The sequence below is a fragment of the Actibacterium sp. D185-2 genome (assembly GCF_054954595.1).
Window position 1 is genome coordinate 232001 of sequence record NZ_JBPWNX010000001.1, and the last position, 16424, is coordinate 248424.

17 protein-coding genes are annotated in these 16424 nt (G+C 64.1%); 9 read left to right on the forward strand and 8 right to left on the reverse strand.

Annotated elements, in window-relative coordinates:
- Positions 1-87 precede the first annotated feature (87 nt).
- The 9 genes from cysQ (at position 88) to ACSR1C_RS01255 (ending at position 10429) form a co-directional block, all read left to right on the forward strand.
- Positions 88-885: a 3'(2'),5'-bisphosphate nucleotidase CysQ gene (cysQ, locus tag ACSR1C_RS01215; RefSeq protein WP_460257495.1), complete on the forward strand. Its 798-nt coding sequence runs from the start codon at positions 88-90 to the stop codon at positions 883-885.
- Positions 885-1685 (forward strand): 3-deoxy-manno-octulosonate cytidylyltransferase, encoded by an 801-nt coding sequence (locus ACSR1C_RS01220; protein WP_460257496.1) that lies wholly within the window; start codon positions 885-887, stop codon positions 1683-1685. The genes cysQ and ACSR1C_RS01220 overlap by 1 nt, the downstream gene beginning before the upstream one ends.
- Complete coding sequence (locus tag ACSR1C_RS01225; protein ID WP_460257497.1) at positions 1682-2968, forward strand: glycosyltransferase family 2 protein; 1287 nt, start codon at positions 1682-1684, stop codon at positions 2966-2968. The genes ACSR1C_RS01220 and ACSR1C_RS01225 overlap by 4 nt, the downstream gene beginning before the upstream one ends.
- 130 nt (positions 2969-3098) lie before the next feature.
- The gene (galU, locus tag ACSR1C_RS01230; protein WP_460257498.1) at positions 3099-3995 is read left to right on the forward strand and encodes a UTP--glucose-1-phosphate uridylyltransferase GalU; all 897 of its coding nucleotides are present in this window, start codon (positions 3099-3101) and stop codon (positions 3993-3995) included.
- A 17-nt stretch (positions 3996-4012) separates the two neighbouring features.
- On the forward strand, positions 4013-4996 hold the full coding sequence (galE, locus tag ACSR1C_RS01235) for a UDP-glucose 4-epimerase GalE (protein ID WP_460257499.1): 984 nt from the start codon (positions 4013-4015) through the stop codon (positions 4994-4996).
- Positions 4956-6233, forward strand: coding sequence for a glycosyltransferase family 4 protein (locus ACSR1C_RS01240; protein ID WP_460257500.1), 1278 nt, complete (start codon positions 4956-4958; stop codon positions 6231-6233). The genes galE and ACSR1C_RS01240 overlap by 41 nt, the downstream gene beginning before the upstream one ends.
- A gap of 59 nt (positions 6234-6292) precedes the next feature.
- Positions 6293-7303, forward strand: coding sequence for a glycosyltransferase family 2 protein (locus ACSR1C_RS01245; RefSeq protein ID WP_460257501.1), 1011 nt, complete (start codon positions 6293-6295; stop codon positions 7301-7303).
- Complete coding sequence (locus tag ACSR1C_RS01250) at positions 7300-8997, forward strand: DUF5927 domain-containing protein (protein WP_460257502.1); 1698 nt, start codon at positions 7300-7302, stop codon at positions 8995-8997. The genes ACSR1C_RS01245 and ACSR1C_RS01250 overlap by 4 nt, the downstream gene beginning before the upstream one ends.
- 4 nt (positions 8998-9001) lie before the next feature.
- Positions 9002-10429, forward strand: a complete 1428-nt coding sequence (locus ACSR1C_RS01255; protein ID WP_460257503.1) for a nodulation protein NodH — start codon at positions 9002-9004, stop codon at positions 10427-10429.
- A 4-nt stretch (positions 10430-10433) separates the two neighbouring features.
- Here ACSR1C_RS01255 and ACSR1C_RS01260 read toward each other — a convergent pair whose 3' ends face one another.
- The 8 genes from ACSR1C_RS01260 to ACSR1C_RS01295 all read right to left on the reverse strand — a co-directional run bounded on the left by ACSR1C_RS01260 (position 10434) and on the right by ACSR1C_RS01295 (position 16400).
- Positions 10434-10898, reverse strand: a complete 465-nt coding sequence (locus tag ACSR1C_RS01260; RefSeq protein ID WP_460257504.1) for a PTS sugar transporter subunit IIA — start codon at positions 10896-10898, stop codon at positions 10434-10436.
- Between the two features lie 56 nt (positions 10899-10954).
- Entirely contained in the window at positions 10955-11518 is a 564-nt protein-coding gene (gene hpf, locus ACSR1C_RS01265) for a ribosome hibernation-promoting factor, HPF/YfiA family (protein WP_460257505.1), read from the reverse strand.
- A gap of 68 nt (positions 11519-11586) precedes the next feature.
- On the reverse strand, positions 11587-12906 hold the full coding sequence (gene rpoN, locus ACSR1C_RS01270) for an RNA polymerase factor sigma-54 (RefSeq protein ID WP_460257506.1): 1320 nt from the start codon (positions 12904-12906) through the stop codon (positions 11587-11589).
- 12 nt (positions 12907-12918) lie between these two features.
- Complete coding sequence (lptB, locus tag ACSR1C_RS01275) at positions 12919-13680, reverse strand: LPS export ABC transporter ATP-binding protein (RefSeq protein WP_460257507.1); 762 nt, start codon at positions 13678-13680, stop codon at positions 12919-12921.
- A complete protein-coding gene (lptA, locus tag ACSR1C_RS01280; RefSeq protein ID WP_460257508.1) occupies positions 13677-14189 on the reverse strand; it encodes a lipopolysaccharide transport periplasmic protein LptA in 513 nt (170 codons plus the stop codon). The genes lptB and lptA overlap by 4 nt, the downstream gene beginning before the upstream one ends.
- A gap of 4 nt (positions 14190-14193) precedes the next feature.
- The gene (gene lptC / locus ACSR1C_RS01285; protein ID WP_460257509.1) at positions 14194-14814 is read right to left on the reverse strand and encodes an LPS export ABC transporter periplasmic protein LptC; all 621 of its coding nucleotides are present in this window, start codon (positions 14812-14814) and stop codon (positions 14194-14196) included.
- 4 nt (positions 14815-14818) lie between these two features.
- Positions 14819-15784: a KpsF/GutQ family sugar-phosphate isomerase gene (locus ACSR1C_RS01290; protein WP_460257510.1), complete on the reverse strand. Its 966-nt coding sequence runs from the start codon at positions 15782-15784 to the stop codon at positions 14819-14821.
- 4 nt (positions 15785-15788) lie between these two features.
- Positions 15789-16400 carry a ribonuclease D gene (locus tag ACSR1C_RS01295; protein ID WP_460257511.1) on the reverse strand — a complete coding sequence of 204 codons (612 nt, stop codon included), beginning with the start codon at positions 16398-16400 and terminating at the stop codon, positions 15789-15791.
- Positions 16401-16424 lie beyond the last annotated feature (24 nt).

Sequence of the window (16424 nt, forward strand, 5' to 3'; positions counted from 1 at the left end):
TTCGTGTTGCACATGATCATAAGGGAATTGCGGAATTCTTACAACGTCCGGGCAAATAATGCCCTTGGGCGAAACGGAGACAGGATATTGGATTTTCAGAAGCTGGAACTGATTTCACGGCGCGCGGCCCTCGAAGCAGGCGCGAAGATCATGGAAATTTACAACGCTGACGATTTCGAAGTGAAGACCAAGGCGGATGAAAGCCCGGTGACCGAGGCAGACGAAGCCGCCGACGCGCTGATTTCGGGCGCGCTGAAGACAGCCTTCCCCGATGTGCTGATCGTGACCGAAGAGCAGGCCGACAGCCATGCGCAAAGCGCCGACAGTTTCCTGATTGTCGATCCGCTGGACGGCACCAAGGAATTCGTCAAGCGCCGGGGCGAGTTCACCGTGAACATCGCCTATGTCGAAAACGGCGTGCCGGTGCGCGGCGTGGTCTATGCGCCAGCCAAGGGGCGGCTGTTCTATACCCGCGCCGATGGCGTGTCGGTCGAGGAGCTGGGCGATCTGGCGCTTGATCAGGTGGGCGCGGTCGCACCGATCAGCGTGTCCGCCCCCGACAATGACGCGCTGATCGTCGTGGCGTCGAAATCGCACCGCGATCAGGCCACCGACGATTACATTGCCAAATACGGCGTAAAGGACATGACCAGCGCGGGGTCGTCGCTGAAATTCTGTCTGGTCGCCACCGGCGAGGCCGATATCTATCCCCGGCTTGGCCGCACGATGGAATGGGACACCGCCGCCGGTCATGCGGTCGTGCTGGGCGCGGGCGGCAAGGTGGTGCGGTTCGACGATCACCAGCCGCTGACCTATGGCAAGCCGATCTATGAAAACCCGTTCTTCATCGTGCTGTCCCCCGGCGTCGAACTGAAGGACGCCTGATGCCGGTTCTGATCGTCATTCCCGCGCGCTTTGCCTCGACCCGCTATCCGGGCAAGCCGCTTGTCGGGCTCAAGGGCGCAAGCGGGCAGGAAAAAAGCCTTATTCAACGCTCGTGGGAGGCCGCGATGACGGTCTCCGGCGATCCGCGCGTGGTGGTCGCCACCGATGACGAACGGATCGAGGCGGCGGCACATCGCTTCGGCGCCGAGGTGGTGATGACCTCGGAACGTTGCGCCAACGGCACCGAGCGTTGCGCCGAGGCATATGACGCGCTGGGCGGCGGCTTCGACATTGTGGTGAATCTGCAGGGCGACGCGCCGCTGACGCCCGCGTGGTTCGTCGAGGAACTGGTCGCAGGGCTGCGCGCCGATCCGGTGGCCGAGGTCGCAACCCCGGTGCTGCGCTGCGACGGTCTGGCGCTGAACGCGCTTCTGGCCGATCGCCGGGCGGGTCGCGTGGGCGGCACCACGGCGGTCTTCGGGCAGAACCGCAAGGCGCTCTATTTCTCGAAAGAGGTCATCCCCTATACCGGCAAGACCTATGCCGACGCGGATGAAACCCCGGTATTTCACCATGTCGGCGTCTATGCCTATCGCCCCTCGGCGCTGGCGGCCTATCCGCGCTGGAAGGCCGGGCCGCTGGAACAGCTCGAAGGGCTGGAGCAGCTTCGGTTTCTGGAGCGCGAGCGCCCGGTGCTGTGCGTCGAGGTCGCGGCGCGCGGCCGCCAGTTCTGGGAACTGAACAACCCCGAAGACGTGCCCCGGATCGAGGCGATGCTGGTGCAGATGGGGGTGGAATGACCCTCGCGCCACGGGTCAGTGTGGTGGTTGTCAGCCATCAGCGGCCCGCGGCGCTTGCCCTGTGTCTGACCGCGCTGACTCAGCTCGACTATCCCGATTATGAAATCGTCGTGGCCGCCGACGGGCCCGGCCTTGGCGCGGTGGATGCGTTGGGCCTGACTGGTCGGGTGAAAACCGTGCCGGTGGGGCAACCCGGCATTTCGGCGGCGCGCAACGCCGGTCTGGCACAGGCGGCAGGGGCGGTGGTGGCCTTCATCGACGATGACGCGGTGGCCGAACCGACATGGCTGACCCATCTGGCCGCGCCGTTTGCCGATTCGGCTGTGGCGGCGGCGGGCGGGTTCGTGCGCGGGCGCAACGGCATTTCGTTTCAGTGGCGCGCCCGGCAGGTGGATCCAACCGGTGCGCACAGCCCGTTGCCGGTCGACGAAACTGTGACAAGTCTGCATTCCGGCAACCCTGATCGCGCGATCAAGACCGAAGGCACCAACATGGCCTTTCGCCGGTCGGTGCTGGCGGATCTGGGCGGGTTCGACCCGGCCTATCGCTTCTTTCTGGATGAAACCGATCTGAACATGCGGCTGGCGCGGTGTGGCGCGGTGACTGCGATCGTGCCGCTGGCGCAGGTGCATCACGGCTATGCGGCCAGTTCGCGCCGCACAGCCCGGCGGGTGCCGCGCACGCTGTTTGAAATTGGTGCCAGCACGGCGGTGTTCTTGCGCAAACATGCACCGGAAAACAGCCATGCGGCGGCGCTGGCGGTGTTGTGGGCGGATCAGCGCAAGCGGCTGCTGCGCCACATGGTGGAGGGCGGGCTGGAGCCGCGCGACGTCGCCCGCCTGATGCGGGGGCTGGAGGTCGGGATCGCCGAGGGGCTGGCGCGCCCGATCACGCCTTTGGCGCCGCTGCCGCCGCCATTGACGGGTTTCCTGCCGTTTGCGGGGCGGCCGGGGGCGCGGCATCAGATGTTGGCCGGGCGGGTGTGGCAGGCGCGGCGTTTACGCGCGCAGGCCCGGGCCATGGCCACCCGCGCCGCGCCGGTTACCCTGTTTCTGTTCAGCCCCACCGCGCTGTTTCACCGGATGCGGTTCGATCCGGGCGGGTATTGGGAGCAACGGGGCGGGCTATTCGGCCGATCCGACCGGAAGGCGCCCCTGTTTCGGTACATGCGTTTTGCGGCGCGCGTCTGCCTTGAAATTGAGCGTCTGTCCACTGTTCGCCCGATTTATGCTGCGACGCGGCAGGACGCCCCGGCAAACATCCGCACACCTGGGAAAAGCTGAAAGAACCCGGTTATTTTTTCCGTTTTTGGGGGCTAAGCTGTGCAACGGGTGCAGAGTGAGATACAAAACCATTATATGCTGCAACGTAGCATCCGACTGAACTGACATTGTGTGAGATTGGGCTGACATCATGAAGCGTAAGGTTACCAAAGCAATTTTTCCCGTTGCCGGTATGGGGACTCGGTTCTTGCCAGCAACCAAATCCGTTCCGAAGGAAATCATGACTCTGGTGGACCGCCCGCTGATCCAATACGCGATCGACGAGGCCCGGGCCGCTGGCATCAAGGAATTCATTTTCGTCACCTCGCGCGGCAAAAGCGCGCTGGAGGATTATTTCGATCACGCGCCGCATCTGGAATCCGAGCTGCGCAAGAAGGGCAAGACCGACCTGCTGGAGGTTCTCAAGGCCACCAACATGGAAAGCGGGGCAATCGCCTATATCCGGCAGCAAAAGGCGTTGGGGCTGGGTCACGCGGTCTGGTGCGCCCGGCGCCTGATCGGGAACGAGCCCTTTGCCGTGATCCTGCCCGATGACGTGATCGCCGCGGAAACGCCCTGTCTTCAGCAGATGGTCGAGGCATATGCCGAAACCGGCGGCAACATGGTCGCCGCGATGGAAGTGCCGCACGAAAAGACCAAGGCCTACGGTGTTCTCGACATCAAAGAGGACATGGGCAATATGGTCTCGGTTGCCGGTATGGTCGAAAAACCCGCCCCCGAGGATGCGCCGTCGAATCTGGCGGTGATCGGGCGCTATATCCTGACCCCGAAAGTGATGAACAACATCAACAAGATGAAGCAGGGCGCTGGCGGCGAAATCCAGTTGACCGATGCCATTGCCGAACAGATCGGCAAGGGTGAAGACGGCGTTTACGGTTTCCGTTTCCGCGGTCAGCGGTTCGACTGCGGTTCCAAGGCCGGGTTCCTTCAGGCGACGGTGGCCTTTGGTCTGGCGCGCGACGATCTGCGCGATGAGTTCGGCCAGTACCTGCAGGAACTGGTGGCGCTTCGGAACGCAGCCCAGTAGGAAAAGAGAGAGATCCGGTGACGACTGTTCTGGTCACAGGTGGCGCGGGCTATATCGGTTCGCACGCCTGCAAGGTTCTACGCGAGTCCGGCTATGTGCCTGTCACCTATGACAACCTGTCCACTGGCTGGGCGGATGCGGTCAAGTTCGGCCCGTTCGAGCAGGGCGATCTGCTGAACCGCGCCCGCCTGGACGAGGTGTTCGCCAAGCACCGGCCGGCTGCGGTCATGCATTTTGCCGCTTTCAGCCAGGTGGGCGAGGCGATGCGGATGCCGGGCAAATACTGGCGCAACAATGTCTGCGGCTCGCTGACACTGATCGAGGCCGCCGTCGCCGCGGGCTGTCTGAATTTCGTGTTCTCGTCGACCTGTGCCACCTACGGCGATCAGGATGGCGTGGTTCTGGACGAGGACAGCGCGCAGATGCCGCTGAACGCCTATGGCGCCTCGAAACGCGCGATCGAGGATATCCTGACCGATTTCGGCGCCAGCGACGGGCTGAATTCGGTGATTTTCCGCTATTTCAACGTGGCCGGCGCCGATCCTGCGGGCGAAGTGGGCGAGTTCCATCAGCCCGAAACCCATCTGATTCCGCTGATGCTGGATGCGATCGATGGCAAGCGCCCGGCGCTGACGGTGTTCGGCACCGATTACCCCACGCCCGATGGCACCTGCATCCGTGACTATGTGCATGTGATGGATCTGGTTCAGGCGCATGTTCTGGGGGTGAAGTGGCTGCTGGACGGCAAAGGCAGCCGCGTTTTCAATCTGGGCACCGGCACCGGGTTTTCGGTGCGTCAGGTGATCGACCATTCGCGCAGCGTCACCAACCGGACCGTGCCGTTCGAGGAAGGCCCGCGCCGGGCCGGCGACGCGGTTTGCTTGGTCTCGGGGTCCGACCGGGCTATGACGGAACTGGGCTGGAGCCCGACCCGTTCAACCCTGGAAGTGATGATCGCCGATGCCTGGCGCTGGCACCAAACCGGACATTACGACAAATAGGCCGCCAGCGGCGCGGCTGCTGGATGTCTCGCGGCTGGTGTCGCGGGCCGGGCGGGGGCCGCTGACCGGGGTGGACCGGGTCGAAATGGCCTATCTGACCCGGCTTTTGGCCGAATCGGTGCCGCTTTTTGCATTGGCCCGCACCGCGCTGGGTTTTGTCCTGCTGGATCGGGCCGGGGCGGCGGCGCTGGCGGCGCGGCTGTCGGGTCGGGCGGCCTGGGGCCGTGCCGATCTGCTGGCGCGGCTGAGCTATCGCCGGGGGCCGATGCGGGGCCGGGCCGAGGCCGATCTGCGGCGGCTGGCGCTGGCACGCTGCCGCCGGGCGGGACTGGCCCGGATGCTGGCGCGCCATCTGCCGCCCGATACGGCCTGTCTGAATGTGGGTCACAGCAACCTGAGCATGGCGACCCTGACGGCCATGCGCGCGCTGCCCGATGCCCGGATCGCGGTTCTGATCCATGATACGATCCCGCTGGATTTTCCGCAGTATTCCGGCGCGGGCATTCCCGATGCCTTTGCCGCAAGGCTGCGCGCGGTCAGCGCCCATGCCGATCTGGTGATCTGCAATTCGCAGGCCACGCGCGCGGATGTCGCGCGGCACATGGCGGGCTATGGCCGGGTGCCCGATCTGGTGGTGGCCCATCTGGGCGTCGATCGGCCCGTACCCGATCCTGCCGCCCTGCCGCCGGGTCTGGATCTGTCGGGGCCTTATTTCGTGACCGTCGGCACGATCGAGCCGCGCAAGAACCACGCGCTGCTGCTGGATGTCTGGCAGGCGATGCTGGCCGACCGTCCCGAAGCCGAGGTTCCGCGCCTGTTCATCGCCGGTACCCGTGGCTGGCGCAACGCGGCGTTGTTTCATCGGCTGGACACCGCCCCCTTTATGAATCGCACCGTGTTCGAGCTGCCGGGCCTGGACGACGACGCGCTGGCCGCGCTGATGCAGGGGGCCTGCGCCCTTCTGTTCCCCAGTCATGCCGAAGGCTACGGCCTGCCCCCGCTGGAGGCGGCCGCCCTGGGGGTGCCGGTCCTTGCCAATGATCTGCCGGTGTATCATGAGGTTCTGGGCGAATTGGCCGTTTACGCGCGCGGGCCTGATGCGTATTCTTGGAAAAAAAATATCGAAGGGTTGATGCGGGACGCAGGGATAACAGGCAAAGATGGCAGAACGGCCGCGCGATCGGCGGCAGTTCCGGCGTGGACAGACCATTTCAACACCGTCTTAAGTCTGACTTAAACCGGGCGTGCTAGCCGCATCCATGTCGGACCGATCAGGCCCGATGTGCAGGAGGTGGATTGGGCGCGATTTCTTCATATCGCCTGCGATTACAACGCAAGCGGTGGCGTATTCGGGCCTTTCGTAAAAGGCGCGAGCTGAAAACTGTTGCCAATCACACCTCTGCCATCCGCAAGGATGATGTTCTGGCCTTCTCGACGCTGCGCAACGAACGGGCGCGGTTGCCGTATTTCTTCAAATATTACCGGGCGCTGGGCGTCGATCACTTTCTGATGGTCGATAACGGGTCGGATGACGGCACCCGCGAATACCTGGAGGCGCAGCCGGACGTGTCGCTGTGGACCACGGGCCACAGCTATAAACGGTCCCGGTTCGGGGTGGACTGGCTGAACTGGCTGCAACGCAAATACGCGCATGGCCATTGGGCGCTGGTTGTCGATGTTGATGAATTCTTTGTCTATCCGTTCTGCGACACCCGGCCGATCCGCGCATTGACCGACTGGCTGGATGCGTCATCAATCAAATCTTTCGGGGCGATGCTGGTCGATATGTACCCGCGCGGCCCGATCGATGCGGTGCCTTACCGCGAAGGTCAGGATCCGTTCGAGATTGCCGCGTGGTTCGACAGCGGCAATTACACCATCTGGAAGAACAAGCGCTTCGGCAATCTGTGGATCCAAGGCGGGCCGCGCGCGCGCGCGTTTTTCAGCGACAGGCCGGAACGGGCGCCGGCGCTGAACAAGATCCCGCTGGTGAAATGGGACCGTGCCTATACCTATGTCAGCTCGACTCATATGCTGCTGCCGCGCGGACTGAACCTGGTCTATGACGAATGGGGCGGCGAAAAGGCATCCGGCTGCCTGTTGCACGCCAAATTCCTCGACACCTTCACCCACAAGGCCGAGGAAGAGCTGGAGCGCCGCCAGCACTATGCCAACAGCCACGAATACCGCGCCTATAACGCGGCGCTGAAGGATCGGCCCGATCTGTGGTGTAAATGGTCCGAGAAATACATCAACTGGCGGCAGCTGGAAATTCTGGGCCTCATGTCCAAGGGGAACTGGGCATGACTGTGGGCTTCATCATGATGGTGCACACCGCGCTGGACCGGGCCGCCGCCGTGGCGCGGCACTGGGCGACCAGCGGCTGTCCGGTGGTCATCCATGTCGACAAGGCGGTGCGCCGCAAGGACTATACCACCTTTGTTGAGGGTCTGGCCGATCTTGAAAATATCCGGTTCAGCCCGCGCCACCGGGTCGAATGGGGGACATGGTCGCTGGTGGCGGCGACGCAATCGGCGGCCGAACTGGCGCTGGCCGAATTTCCCGGCATCCGGCATGTCTATCTTGCGTCGGGATCGTGCCTGCCGCTGCGCCCGGTGCAGGAGTTGCGCGATTATCTGGAAAGCCGCCCGCGCACTGATTTCATCGAATCCGTCACCACCGAAGACGTGCCCTGGACCGTCGGCGGGCTGGACCGCGAAAGGTTCACCCTGCGCTTTCCGTTCTCGTGGAAGCGGCACCGCTTTCTCTTCGACCGTTATGTGCGGTTGCAGCGCAAACTTGGCTATAAACGCCGCCTGCCGCCCGGCATCGTGCCGCATCTGGGATCGCAGTGGTGGTGCCTGACCCGGCAGACGCTGTCGGCGATTCTGGAAGACCCGGACCGCGACATCCATGATCGTTATTTCAAGCGGGTCTGGATCCCGGATGAAAGCTATTTCCAGACGCTGGTGCGGCAATACGGCCAGAATATCGAAAGCCGGTCACTGACCCTGTCGAAGTTCGATTTTCAGGGCAAGCCGCATATCTTCTATGACGATCACCTGCAGCTTCTGCGCCGGTCGGATTGCTTTGTTGCGCGCAAGATCTGGCCCCATGCGGATCGGCTCTATTCCTCGTTCCTGTCGAACGACCCGGCGGTGACCAAGAATGCCGAACCCAACCCCGGCAAGATCGACCGGCTGTTCGCCAAGGCGGTGGAACGGCGGACGCGCGGCCGGCCGGGGCTGTATATGCAAAGCCGCTATCCCAACGCAGGTTGGGAAAACGGCCGCACCTGCGCGCGCTATTCGGTGTTCGAAGGGTTCAGCGACCTGTTCGAGAATTTCGAGACCTGGCTGCTGAAGGCTGCGGGCGGGCGGGTGCATGGCCATCTTTACCACCCCAAGCGGGTGCAGTTCGCCGGGGGCGAGACAGTCTATAACGGCGGGCTGTCGGACAGCGCCGCGCTGCGCGATTACGACCCGCAGGCGTTTCTGAGCAACCTGATCTGGAACACCCGCGGCGAACGGCAATGCTTTCAGTTCGGGCCGGGCGATCAGCAGGATATCAACTGGTTCCTTGCCGGCGATCCGAATGCGCAGATTTCGGTCATCAGCGGGGCCTGGGCGGTGCGGCTGTTTCATTCCAACCGTAACTTCTCGACCATCCGGCGCGAGGCGGCGGCGCTGCAAAAGATTGAATCGCGGCATCTGGATGTGCTGCGTTCGCCCCATACCAAGGCGCGTGTGCGGATCTGGACAATGGCGGAGTTCGTGCAAAACCCGATGGAGCCGTTGCAGATCATCAACGATGAAATCGCCCCGCGCGGCCGTCGCCGCCTGACCGAAGCGCCGAAGATGGCCGATCTCAAGGGGTTCGGCCAGTTCTTGCAAAACCTCAAGAATCAGGGAATGCACCCGTATCTGATGGGGGATTTCCCGGTTGGGGACGATCCGCAAACGCCGTCGCGCGAACGGCGCCGGCCTTATCTGGTGAAGTGACGGCATGGCCAAGCCTTTCGACTATTTCGTTCTGTTTGCCGAAATGCGCACCGGCTCCAATTTTCTGGAGGCGAACCTGAACGAATTCGACGCCATCACCTGTCATGGCGAGGCGTTCAACCCGCATTTCATCGGCCACAAGGACAAGACGCAGATGCTGGGCGTCACCATGGCCGAACGGGTGCGCGACCCGTTGCGCCTGATCTCGGCGATGAAGGGGCAGGGCGGGGCACTGCCGGGGTTCCGCTTCTTTCACGATCACGATGCGCGGGTGCTGGCGCATGTGCTGGCCGATCCGCGCTGCGCCAAGATCGTGCTGACCCGAAACCCGGTGGAAAGCTATGTCTCGCTGAAGATCGCGACCCGGACCGGGCAGTGGAAGCTGACCGATATGAAGGATCAGCGCACTGCGACGATCCGTTTCGACGGGCCCGAGTTTTCGGCGTTTCTGGATCAGGTGCAGGGGTTTCAGCGCACATTGCTGCACAGCCTGCAGGCCTCGGGCCAGACCGCGTTCTATCTGGCGTATGAGGATATTCAGGATCTGGATGTCCTGAACGGGCTGGCCCGGTATTTGGGGGTGGAGCAGCAGCTTGCGGCGCTGTCGGGCACGCTGAAAAAGCAAAACCCGGCGCCGCTGTCGGAAAAGGTGTCCAACTACGACCAGATGCACGAGGCGCTGGCCCGGCTGGATCGGTTCGACCTGACCCGGACCCCGAATTTCGAACCGCGCCGGGGGCCGGCGGTGCCGGGCTATGTCGCGGCCGCCAAGGCGCCGCTGTTGTTCATGCCGGTCAAGGCCGGGCCGGTGGCGCAGGTCGAGGCCTGGCTGGGCGCGCTGGATGGCGGCACGGCGGACGGGTTGCGGCGCGACTTTACCCAAAAAACCCTGCGTCAGTGGAAGCGCCAGCATCCCGGCCACCGCAGCTTTACCGTGGTGACCCATCCCGTGGCGCGCGCCTATCGCAGTTTTTGCGACCATATTCTGACCACCGGGCCGGGCAGTTTCGGCATGATCCGCGACACCCTGATCAAGACCTACAAACTGCCGCTGCCAAGGGACGAACCCGGCCCCGATTTCGGGCCCGCGCCGACGCGCGCGGCGTTTCTGGCGTTCCTGAAATTCCTGAAGGGTCACCTGGGCGGCCAGACCAGCCTGCGGGTCGATCCCGCCTGGACATCGCAGGATGCGGTGATTCAGGGGATGACGCAGTTCGCCCTGCCCGACATGGTGATGCGGGCCGAGCGGCTGGGGCAAGATCTGGCGCAGGTTGCAGGGCAGGTGGGGCTGACGTCGCCCGCCCCGCTGCCGGATGAGGCGAAACCGCCGCGCGTGCCCTTGTCGGCGATCTATGACGCCGAGATAGAGAGCGCCGCCCGCGATGCCTATCAGCGCGATTACATGGTGTTCGGCTACCGCGCCTGGGGCTGACGGCTCAGGCGGCCTGGGACGAGGGGATTTCGGTCAGCACCGCGTGCAGCGCCGCCGGATCGGCATTGGCGCGCAGCTTGGCGCAGATCGTGGCGTCGCGCAGGGTGCGGGACACCAGCGCCAACGCCTTCAGGTGATCGACGCCCGAATCCTTGGGCGCGAACAGGGCAAAGACCAGATCGACCGGCTGACGATCGACCGCGTCGAAATCGAGCGGTTTTTCAAGGCGCAGAAACGCCCCCACGACCTTGTCCAGCCCCGCGAGCCGCGCATGCGGCAGCGCGACGCCATGGCCGACGCCGGTCGGGCCAAGGCTCTCGCGTTCCTGCAAGGCATCGACCACGTCAGAGGCGTTGAGCCCATAGCTGGCGGCGGCGATCTCTCCCAGATCCTGGAAGAGACGCTTTTTGCTGGAAAGCGTGCCAAATACCTTAACCGCTTCGGGCTTCAGAATGCGCGAAAGTTCCATGTATCCAGTGCTGTCCGTCTTGCACGCCTCGGGGCGCGCGGGTGATGTTCAGTCCGTCAGGTGTCGATCCAGCCCACATTGCCGTCTTCGCGGCGGTGGACAACGTTGACGCCTCCGGTTTTCTCGTTGCGGAACACCAAAAGAGGGGCTCCTGCCAATTCCATTTGCATGACTGCCTCCCCAACCGACAAAGATGGTATCTTCGTCTCCATCTCGGCGATGATAATTGGCTGAAGGCTGTCGGGTTCCGATTCATCGGGGGTTTCGCTTCCGGCGAGGATATACGAGGAAGCGCCGGTCAGTTCAACCGGCTGCGAACGTTCCTGATGATGGTCCTTCAGACGGCGCTTATAGCGGCGCAGCTGTTTTTCCATCTTGTCGCTGCACGCGTCGAATGCGGCGTAAATCTCGGTCGCGTGGGCCTTGGCCTGTGCCGTCAGCCCGGTGGACAGATGCACCGTTGCTTCGCACACATATTCATAGGCGCTGCGGGAAAAGACGACCGTCGCGTCGGTCGGGCGTTCGGCATATTTTGCGACCGCCTCGCCGAGGGCCTGTTTGACGTGGGTTTGCAAGGCATCGCCGATGTCGATCTGTTTGCCACTGATTTGATAGCGCATCACGCCTCCTCCTTATGTTTTATTTCGACAGGGACCGCCGGCACAAAGGGTGCAGGAAAACGGCCATGTCACGGTTGATCGGGGGGACCGCTGCCCGGTGTCACCGGGCGAGTTCGCTGCGCAGCCCTGCGACGGCTGCGTTCGAATGATGATGGAATCTTCATGCATCCCCTGTATTTGGCGACAGTTCTGCGGGCAATGTCAACGCCCTCGCGTTGCAGCAGCGCGGCAATTTTGTCATCCGACAGGCTGGCCTCGGCGGCTTCGTGCTCGATAATCCGGCGGATGCTGCGTTGCACGGCGAAGGCGGAAATCCGCCCGCCATCCGCAGTCGTGAGTCCCGACGACAGGAAGTGATCCAGCGGATAGACCATGCCGCCGAACGACAGCGCCTTGCCAGCCATCGCGCGCCCCACGGTCGAGGGGTGAAGCCCCAGCGTATCGGCAAGTTCGGCGCGGGTAAGCGGCGCCATGTGGTCGGGCCCCTGGGTAAAAAACCGGTGTTGGCGCGCGGTCAGGGCGATTGCGACCTGGCGCAGGGTGCGGCCGCGATAGGCCAGCGCGGTGATCAGCGCCTCGGCCGGGCCGCGATAGCTGCGCGCCAAGGGGTCGCCCACGTCGAGTTGTTCCAGCAGCGCCGCGTCCAGCCGCACCTCGGGCAGAAGGCTGCGGTTCAGGGTGACGGTGAAGCCCCCGCCGCCGTCGCGTTCGACCACCAGTTCGGGGATCAGCGGGCGCGCGGTTTCGGCAAAGCCGCTGGCCGGGCGGGGCGACAGGATGCGAAGCGTTGCCGCGATCTGTTCCAGCGTGGCACGGGGCAGGCCGGTCTGGCGCTCGGCCTGTTTCCAGCGCGCTTCGGCCAGCAGGTCCAGATGGGCGCAGGCCGCCAATGCGGTGTCGCGGGGCACGCCCCGGTCGATCAGTTGCAGGGCCAGGCATTCGGCCAGATCGCGGGCGGCCACGCCGGCCGGTTCGCAGGCCTGAAGCGCGGCAATGGCCGCCTCGACCAGATCCAGGGGCACGCCCAGACAGTCGGACAGGTCCGCAGGCGTACTGTCAAGATAGCCGTCTTCGGTCAGGTCGCCGGTCAGGAACTGCGCCAGCGCGGCCACCGGCCGGTCCAGCGGCATCAGCGAAATCTGCTGTTGCAGGCTGTGCGCCAGGGTGCCCGCCTGGGCCAGGTCGCGGGTTGCGGCGGTGATGTCCGGCGCGCGGCTGCCGCCCTCGGCGTCGTGCACCAGCAGCAGCGGGTTTTCCTGCGCCTGGCGGGCGATCTCGGTCAGCAGATCGGCGGTGGGCAGATGCAGCAGCATCAGGCTTTGACGCAGCGCGGGGGTCAGGGACAGCCGTTGCGTCTGACGCGCTGAAAGGCCGGGTTTCACCGCCATCCGCGCCACCCGTCAGGAGATGCGGAAGCTTTGGCCCAGATAGACGCGGCGCACATTTTCATCCTGCACGACCTCGTTGCTGGTGCCGCTCATCAGAACGGCCCCGTCATGCAGGATATAGGCGCGGTCCACGATGCCCAGCGTTTCGCGTACATTATGGTCGGTGATCAGAACGCCGATGCCGCGGGTCTTCAGATCGGCGACCAAGGCGCGGATGTCGGACACGGCGATCGGATCGACCCCGGCAAAGGGTTCGTCCAGCAGCAGGTATTTCGGATTCGCGGCCAGACAGCGGGCGATTTCCACCCGGCGCCGTTCACCGCCCGACAGCGACAGCGCGGGCGCGCGGCGCAGATGGCTGATCGAGAATTCCGAAAGCAGCTCTTCCAGCCGTTCGCGGCGCTTGTGGCCGTCGGGTTCGGAAATCTCCAGAATCGCCAGAATGTTGTTTTCCACGTTGAGGCCGCGGAAAATGCTGACCTCCTGCGGCAGATAGCCGATGCCCAGCTTGGCGCGGCGATACATCGGCAGGTTGGTCACGTCGCGCCCGTCGATGGTGACCGATCCGCCCTCGGGCCGGATCAGCCCGGCGATGTTGTAAAAGCAGGTCGTCTTGCCCGAGCCGTTGGGCCCCAGCAGGGCCACGACCTCGCCCCGGCCCAGTTCGAGGCTGACATCGCGGATCACCGGGCGACGGCGATAGCTTTTGCGCAGATGGGCCACCTTCAGGCCGGCATCGCCATCGGCGACGGTCAGGGTGGGTGCGTTGCTCATTCGTCCGCGCCGGACTGGAAGATCGTCTTCACCCGGCCTTCCATGCGTCCGATGCCGGTGTTCAGATCGACCACAAGACGCTGACCCGACAGGGCGTTCTGGCCCTGGGTCATTAGTACGTCGCCGGTCATCACGATGTTGGACTGGTCGATGGAATAGAGCGCCTCGCGCGCTTCGGCGGCTTCGGCCCCGTTGACTAGAACGACGTTCCCGGTGGCATGCAGACGCGAGATGCGGCCGGTCGGTTCGCCGCCTTTTGTGGCGTATTCCACATCGACCTTGTCGGCGGACAGGCGCATTTCGCCCTGGCCGACCACCACATGGCCGGTGAATACGGCGGTGCCATCGGCCTGACTGACCTGAAGCTGATCGGCGGTGACTTCGACCGGCAACGAGCTGTCCTGACGCAAGCCGCCAAAGGCGACCTCGGTGCCCTGTGCGGCCGCGATAAGGGGGAATATTGCAATCAACAGGGCCAACAGGCCGGTCGGCACTCTCATCACATCCATTCCCCTATTTTCCGGGTTCATATATCAGCTTCACACCCTGCTTGAAAACCAGAACATGGCCGCCTTTGGCGTTGTCCGTGCCACTGGCGGGCTGTTCGATCTGCATCTGGCCGGCGGTCACGTCGCCCATCGGGCTTGTGGCGGTCACCCCGCCTTCGGCCAGAATGTCGGTGCGGTCCAGCGCGGTGGTCAGGCGCTCGGCGGTGATGACATAGCCGCCCGAGGTCGTGATCTCGACCGCGCCTTCCAGCACTGCCTGCGCGGCGCCGGTGTCGATCATGCCGGTGGCCGAGACGATATCGGTATGGGTGCCGTCGGCGAAATCGAGCTTGGCGTTCAGCGTGGTGGCGTCGGCGCGGTCGGGATTGGCCGGGTCGGGCCGCGCGCTTTCGGCGGCGATCAGGATCGCGGTGCCGTCATCGGTGACGCTGGCATAGTTGGGCGCGTTGATCCGCTGCTCGCGCGCCAGTTGTTCGACAGCGACCCGCGAATAGGGAAGCGATCTGTTCGGATCGCTCTGGCGTGAAAACATGAACAGCGTCGACAGTAATACCAGCGCGGCCAGCGGCAGAATGATCTTTGCCAGCGCGATGAAGCGGGAATAGGCGTTGTCATGGGCGGCCATCGCCTCAGGCCACCCCGGCACGCAGGCAGTCGTGAATATGCAGGATGCCCTGCGCCTTGCCGCCATTGGCGGGATCGACCACGAACAGGCAGGTGATCTTGCGCTCGTTCATCACCGCCAGCGCGGTTTCGGCCAGCGCGCCGGGTTCGATAGTTCGCGGATTCGCCGTCATCACCTGATCGGCGGTCAGATCCAGCAGCCCCTGCATGTGGCGGCGCAGGTCGCCGTCGGTAACGATGCCCAGCAACCGGCCATCGTCGCCGGTAACGCCGACCACGCCAAAGCCCTTTTGGCTGATCGTCAGCAGGGCGTCGCTCATCGGGGTGCCGGTGGCCACCACCGGCAACTCGTCCACCCCGTGCATCAGGTCGCGCACCTTCGACAGTTGCGCGCCCAGCTTGCCGCCAGGGTGGAATTCGCGGAAATGCTCGGGGGTGAAGCGGCGATGCTCCATCAGGGCGATGGCCAGCGCATCGCCCAGCGCCAGCGTCATGGTGGTCGATGTCGTGGGCACGATGCCCTTGTCGCAGGCCTCTTCTGCGGGGGGCAGCAGGATCGCCACATCGGCCTCGCGCAGCAGGGTGGATCCCGCGCGCCCGGCGACCCCGATCAGCGGGATCGAAAAACGGCGGGTATAGGCGACGATATCGGCCAGTTCGGGCGTTTCGCCGGAATTGGACAGGACCAAGGCCACGTCGCCACGCGCCACCATGCCCAGATCGCCATGGCTGGCCTCGGCGGGATGGACGAAATGCGCCGGCGTGCCGGTCGAGGCGAAGGTGGCCGCGATCTTGCGCGCGATATGGCCCGATTTGCCCATGCCCGAGATGATGACCCGCCCCGGCGCATCCAGGATCAGTTGCACGGCATTGGCAAAGCTGTCGTTCAGCGCGCCCGCCAGCAGGGTCAGCGCATCTGCCTCACGGGTGACGACGCGGCGGCCGGTCTGAATGAAGGTGCTGTTGTCCATGCGATCAGTGTTCGAAAATGTCGATTTCGGGCCAGCCGGCCAGATCCAGCCGGGCGCGGGTCGGCAGGAACTCGAAGCACGATTGCGCCAGATCGGTCCGGCCCTCGCGCGCCAGCCGTTTGTCCAGCGCGGCCTTCAGGCGGTGCAGGTACAAGACATCCGAGGCGGCGTATTCCAACTGCGCCTCGGTCAGCTCCGCCGCGCCCCAGTCGCTCATTTGCTGGTGTTTCGAAATATCCACGCCCAGCAGTTCCTGCAGCAGGAATTTCAGCCCGTGCCGGTCGGTATAGGTGCGGATCAGTTTCGACGCGATCTTGGTGCAATAGACCGGCGCGGTCACAGTGCCGAAGGCCTGGTACAGCGCGGCAATGTCGAACCGGCCGAAATGAAACAGCTTCAGCAGCTTCGGATCGGCCAGCATCCGGCACAGGTTGGGCGCGCTGGTCTGGCCCTTTTCGATCTGCACCAGATGCGCGTTTCCGTCGCCGCCGGACATCTGGATCAGGCAAAGCCGGTCACGATGCGGGTTCAGCCCCATGGTTTCGCAATCGATCGCGACAACCGGGCCAAGGTCCAGATCGTCGGGAAGGTCGGTCTTGTAAAGGATGTTCGCCACATCGTCCCCTAAGGTTATGAGGGG